Origin of the sequence: Microcystis sp. M179S2 (genome assembly GCF_020245805.1) — a bacterium.
In the GTDB taxonomy this organism is placed as follows: Bacteria; Cyanobacteriota; Cyanobacteriia; order Cyanobacteriales; family Microcystaceae; genus Microcystis; species Microcystis aeruginosa.
On the sequence record NZ_JADBUE010000337.1, the window covers coordinates 1 to 5,984 of the forward strand.

The 5,984-nt window shown below is 40.2% G+C and carries 8 protein-coding genes; all 8 read right to left on the reverse strand.

Features of this window, described 5'->3' with window-relative positions:
• Positions 1-253: 253 nt before the first annotated feature.
• On the reverse strand, positions 254-1,216 hold the full coding sequence (locus IM500_RS20995) for a baseplate J/gp47 family protein (RefSeq protein ID WP_287739465.1): 963 nt from the start codon (positions 1,214-1,216) through the stop codon (positions 254-256).
• The gene (locus IM500_RS21000) at positions 1,217-1,765 is read right to left on the reverse strand and encodes a hypothetical protein (protein WP_287739466.1); all 549 of its coding nucleotides are present in this window, start codon (positions 1,763-1,765) and stop codon (positions 1,217-1,219) included. It abuts the gene before it with no gap.
• Positions 1,766-2,680, reverse strand: a complete 915-nt coding sequence (locus IM500_RS21005) for a hypothetical protein (protein ID WP_287739467.1) — start codon at positions 2,678-2,680, stop codon at positions 1,766-1,768.
• A 19-nt stretch (positions 2,681-2,699) separates the two neighbouring features.
• Positions 2,700-3,050, reverse strand: coding sequence for a GPW/gp25 family protein (locus IM500_RS21010; protein WP_287739468.1), 351 nt, complete (start codon positions 3,048-3,050; stop codon positions 2,700-2,702).
• Between the two features lie 160 nt (positions 3,051-3,210).
• Positions 3,211-4,137 carry a phage baseplate assembly protein V gene (locus IM500_RS21015; RefSeq protein WP_287739469.1) on the reverse strand — a complete coding sequence of 309 codons (927 nt, stop codon included), beginning with the start codon at positions 4,135-4,137 and terminating at the stop codon, positions 3,211-3,213.
• 29 nt (positions 4,138-4,166) lie between these two features.
• The gene (locus IM500_RS21020) at positions 4,167-5,333 is read right to left on the reverse strand and encodes a hypothetical protein (RefSeq protein ID WP_287739470.1); all 1,167 of its coding nucleotides are present in this window, start codon (positions 5,331-5,333) and stop codon (positions 4,167-4,169) included.
• Positions 5,334-5,335: 2 nt separating this feature from the next.
• The gene (locus tag IM500_RS21025) at positions 5,336-5,635 is read right to left on the reverse strand and encodes a hypothetical protein (RefSeq protein WP_287739471.1); all 300 of its coding nucleotides are present in this window, start codon (positions 5,633-5,635) and stop codon (positions 5,336-5,338) included.
• 32 nt (positions 5,636-5,667) lie between these two features.
• Positions 5,668-5,871 (reverse strand): hypothetical protein, encoded by a 204-nt coding sequence (locus tag IM500_RS21030; protein WP_287739472.1) that lies wholly within the window; start codon positions 5,869-5,871, stop codon positions 5,668-5,670.
• Positions 5,872-5,984: the final 113 nt, after the last annotated feature.

Genomic DNA, 5,984 nt, shown 5'->3' on the forward strand with positions numbered 1-5,984 from the left:
AAATCCTTATCTGGCAAGAGACTTAATTGATTAGTTCGCTCTAGATCAAAAATAATTGACAAAAATCGCCAAATGCCTTTCTATATAAGGGTTCCATCCCTTATAACCCCCGTCCATTGCATAACAAAAACCGAAGAACCTGTAGTTTCTTGGCTTTTCTCCTAGATGAACGTGATCTTCCTGGGGGTCTATATCTCCCCATAATCCGCTACTCAACTTGTCGTCAATGACCGCTAACTACCTAATTACCGAATTATCCCTCAATGATAAACTTAATTCTACCTTTTTGGGGTTCTTTCACATTATTTAACACTTGAATTACTTCTAATGGTAATACCTCAATCACTCCTGTATCTAGTTCATTACCCGAAAGTCGATCCAAACGCTGAAATTGAGTTGCTTCAACCCGAACCACATTCTGAACCTGTAAAGCACGAGCGATAATTTGACTCAGATAAAGGGGTTGACCTAATTTAAAACTATCTGGGAAAAAAAATCCTTGTTCTCCATCGGGAAAAATGACCGAACTAAAAGCCAAATTCAAGATCCCTAATACTTGATTAGGCACAGTATGAGGCTTAATATACACCTTGAGGGTAATGGCAACTGGCACAAATTGTGCGCCTTTTACTACCAAATCTGTGCCAATTATTGCCCAAGAGGTCAAATAATCCTTAATTTCTGCTGCAAATGCTGGCTCTACAGATCGCCCTTCATGACGAAGAACATAGATAAAGAGAGTATTCCAACTACCTGTCCATTGACGAATAGCGATCGCTTGCATAACCTCAGGATGGGTTTCGGTTCTTGCTGCATAGTCTGCTTCGATGACACAACGTTTTTGAGTATAAAAAACCACTGGTGCATTCAGACGAATTTCTTCAAGAGATTCAGGTTCTTCCCCCCCTTGGGCAGGCATCGGATTACGAATACCTATAATGTTAAGATCATCACTTACAATAGTTGTAATAGTTTCTTGACCCACATTTCCTTGAATGCCATTTCCTAACCGATAAATAGGCTGAAATTGATGTCCACTGGGGGGTATTTTGCCAAATTTACCGTCGCCAAACCGTAGATAAATTAAACCATCTTCTTCCATTTCTACAACGAAATCTTGGCTAAAAGGATTACTGGCAAGTAAATCTTTTGGGGCGATCCAAATATTACTATTTACAATTATTTGAGGAGGAAGAAATAGGTAAATTCCTCCCAATTATTGCAAGAGAATGGCAGGAGTTGCCTGATGGGGTTTTTGTTCTAAGGTTTTTTTAGCTGATTGTTTCTTGGCGATATTAGACAGAAAAAGAACTCGAAACGTTAGCGCTCCAATCGGACAGAAATGAGGGCGATATTTTCCCTGTTCTGGAACAGTATCTAGGAGCTTATCATTATCAATGGTACAGCCATGATCTGCCAGAACAATATTGCCTCTAACCACTGTGCAATCTTGCTGATAATGCCCCTCGTTTGTTAAGCTAGACACAACCAAATCAAAAGGTAATCTATCTTCTAGCAGCCATTCAATTTCAGTTATTTCTTGAGAGTAAAGTTCATCATAACTTAGTTGAGGTTTTTGGCTTAATCTCACCTGATGACGATGTTGATAGTTAGCATCTTTGGTTAAACCAGTTTGGGGATTAATAACTTCCTCAAAAATCAAAATATCTCCCTGTTGCAAGTTATAAAAATGTCCTTTTAAAGTCGCCTTAGTTGTTCCTTTTTTTAGGGAAAGTTGAAGACTTCCACTGGTATAAAAATACATTTAATTATGTTGAACATAAAGGGAGACTGTTTCCATCGTTTCAAACACTTGCTCTGAAGGATTAGCCTGTTGAATACGTTGCTTATATTCATTAACTAAAATTCGTTTAGGGGCGGGTTGATTGTGTGTCAATAGGGGTGTTCCAATCGGTAAAACAGTATTTCCTGTTACTTGTACTTGTACCCAAACCCTAGCATTACATCCTTCTGATACCCGATAATCTAGTAATCTAGCATGACGAGTTAAAGAAAGCCTCCGTCGCGCTGTTCCTAAATAGCTTTCCGTAGCAACAGCATCTTGATAATAACTGAGATAATCAGCTACATAAGCGAGTAAATCAACTAAGACAATCCCTAAATCAGCTTCATGACGTTCTTGCCATTGGGGGAGTAATAACGTTAAATAATCTAGCATTAATTGCCGAAAGCTTTGATAATCTTTAGCTAAATAATTAATGTCAATAGGTAATTGTAAAGGTGGTGGTAAATCAGTAGGAGACTGAGGATGAATCGGAATTATGTTATCTGGCCATAAACTAAAAGGTAATTGAGATAACGCCGAGTCTAAATACTCGATATCGATTAATGTGAGAAGGTGAAAACCGAGCCAATCCTCATTTTTCGTGGTTAAATTTAGTTCTAATTGTACATAATTTTTAATGTAATTCACTGACTCAACTTTTAAAGGTGCTAATTTTTTTTGTAGTGTTTTAATTTGAAAATTAGCGGGAGTCAAATTAGGGGGAATATGTTGCTTATTGGGCTGCTCAGGAGAAGGTGAAACAAAATAAGCTCTTAAATACCATTGTTGTTCTTGTTGCTCTATTTCAAGAAAATCCAGTCCGATCAAGTTAGGATGTTGACTAACATTTAATCGACGTTGTAACCGTATATAAGAACTAAATTTATCGGTCATTTCCATTGACTATTTCCCCTCAACATTCAAATTTAACTCGATACCGTTCTTGACTAATCAGAACAGCATATTCAATAAAAATTGTTACCTTAGAGTCCTCTGTCTTAACCTCTACTGTTGCCACCTGAATGACATCTCCTAGCCACTGACTAAGGGCAGCTTGTACCATCGCTTGAGTAACGGCTACCATTTCCGTATTATTAGTGGTAAAAACTAATCGTTGCAACCCACAACCAAAGGATGGCAAATTAACCCTTTCTCCCGGCATGGTAAAGAGAATTTGTTCGATCATTTGATAGATATGTTGATTGTAGTCGGTGGTGGCGACTAAACCTTGATTATTAAGCTTAAAAGGGAAAGCAATTTGCATATTTTTTGTTAATGTTTAACTTCATTGGGTTTAATCTAGTGTTAGGTTAGGAATGACACAACGGACTTGCCTTAAATAAAGAGGACTTGCTGACCATCGACCAATAAATCTCCTGTTACCTCGACTAATCCAGTGATGGCATAGAAATTCATAGAAATGGCTAAAGTATAGGCGCTCCGTCAATCGTACCGGCCCCTAATATAGCAATACCTCCTTCAGCGGTCAAAGCACCTGCTATGTTGGTCTCCCCTTCGACGGTCAAAGCACCTGCTATGTTGGTCTCCCCTTCTATCTCAATCGCTCCAGTTACATTCGTATTTCCTTCTATTTCAACTGCTCCGATTATATTAGTATTTCCTTCTATGTTGACTATACTTGTTATTTTAGTAGTGGCAGCCTCTATAGCCACATCAGCAGTGGCTGTTACCGTCACATCACCCGAATTTATTAAAATGACTTCTTCGTTTAGGGTCAGGGTTGATTCAGGAATTTCTGAGGTAATGGCCGCTTCTGTCATGGAAATCGTACCTGGGGGAAATTCGAGGGTAATTCCTTCTTCTGTGACTAATTTAATGATGGCAGGGGCAGCATTAATTTCAATTCCCGTGGAATTAAAAACCATTTTTAAGGGAGTCGCCACAGCTTCAGGGGAACATTCTAAAGTAAAGCCTCCCACTTCCGGTAGATCATTGAGTACCATCTTGATAAATTCGGTTTTAAATATCTTGGTTGCAGGATTAGGCAATTCTTCGGGACCACTTGGTACTTGACCTTCATCCCAAAAACAGCCCACCCATATAGGATAATTAGGATCGCCTCCTTCAAATTCCAGCCAAACATTAGCTCCAACCGGGGGAATCGCATAAAACCCAACGCCCGAACCCGCATAAGGAGTACAAGGCAAAGCCCAATTTAACTTAGATCCATAAACCACCGCAACTTCTGCTCGAATTCGTCCTAATCCTAATGGATCTTCATTATTCCGCACGATCCCTCGATACTTACCATAAAAACGCTGCCCGCCATCAGAGGAGCCGGTGTCTGCATTATTCCTCGGATTGGAACCAGGTGAAAAATTGCCATTCATCGTAATTAAACACAGAATTAGATTAAGGATTAGGGTTGAACAAAATTCGTCAGACTTCCTAAACCAGAACGGGTCAGGGTAAATTGTTGTTGGTAATTCCCTCGTGCGAGCTTGTGGGTCACACTTTGGACATAATATTGACCATCATAGCTATGACCGACACCTCGAACGCCCACAATACCAGGTGCTTGCAAAATATGCCCATAACGAAGCGTATTTAATTGTCCTTGAGCAACCACGACGTTATCCATCGATAAATCGGTAATCGCTTGGGCTTTTGCTAAAGCATCTAGGGGACCAAGACGGGGATCGGTAAACTGTTGGGTTCGTATAAAGGGGAGAGACAGTTCTAAGGGTTGCAGTTCGGACTGAGATAGGGGCGTTCGGGTACTATTAGTGGTAACAATCGGGATGTCTTCTGATAATTCGGGTTGAAGGGGGTCGGACTGGGCAAAACCATAGACTAGGGTGGGTGATAGAGCATCATAGCAAAAGTTAATCGATTCTACATTGGTCGCAGGTCCCATGTCCACAGTCATAGCGGGTTGTGGGTTTCCTGTGCGTAAAGGCGGACCCCAATAAGCAATATTGCTCAAGAAAGTTGGACCTGGTTTCATATAAAAAAGATAACCATGTCTGGCGGCTAGTTGCTGAAGATAGGCGCGATCAGTGGCATTTTGTTGGGGAACCCAATCCACTTGTAGCGATTGATAAGGGGGTAACGTAGCAGGAAATATTTCGGGAATAATTAAACCGAGTAAAGGAATATATTTGGCGAGAATTAATTCAACAATTGCGATGTGTCCCAAATTGGGATATTCGGTAGAGTATTCATACAGATCCATGACAATGCTGACATCTTCTCCTGTTACCGATAACATAGCTGCCCCAATTTCTTGAGAGTGAATTAATTCTTGTTGGGTAATAAATCCATCTATTAAAATACTCGGTGTTCCATTAAGTGTAATGGTCAGAATTACTCGATTTTTTGGGGTGAGGAGGGTACTTCTCAATAACTCATAATCGGTAGTTAATCCTTTGGTTCGTTCAGCATTAAATAGCAATTGGAACTTTGATGGACTTTGATCGCTTTGGGTAATCTCGACACTTTGCAGGGATTCAGCAATAAATTGGGGCGCAGGACTAGGCCGATTTTTTCCTAATGCTAATCTTAGCGTAATAGCTGTTCCCATCATGATTATTCTCCAGGTACTTGGGGAATCGCAACTTTTAAAATGCGTCCTGGCCGTTCAGTCAAATCTATGGGATTCATCCCATTATTTGCATCTGCAATCCGCCAAAATAACAGGGGATTACCCAATGTTTTGGACGCAATAATATCTAAGCGATCACCATCATTAACCTTAACATTCGTGAGAAAGGGTAAATCTTGACCTTGGGGAAGAAAACGACGGCGTTTATAAATAATTTCCTGCCCAGTAGAACTCGTATATCGAGCATCGGCAATAGCATAATAGCGACTGGTATGATCAAACATTTAGACTTAAAATCCTCCTCAATTTCAATGGTTTATCTAAGTTGATTGACATTCACTCCCAACATCTGACTGGAAGTAGTAATAGCACTACTAGACATAGATTGTAAGATATTTTGATAGGCACTAAATTGATGGTATTGAGGGTTAGAAGAACTCAAATCTGAGTAGTTTAACACTCGCATACTCAAGGAAACCGTCGCTCGAATAGCTGGACTTCCCCGTTGACAAAAAGCCATAACCTATGCTGTAGGAGGGATTAAGAGAATTTCTGATGCCCCGTTACTGGGTACAAATCAGGGAAACTCCCAATAAATCTAACGCATGATTGTTGCAGTTGGGTCGGTCGAGT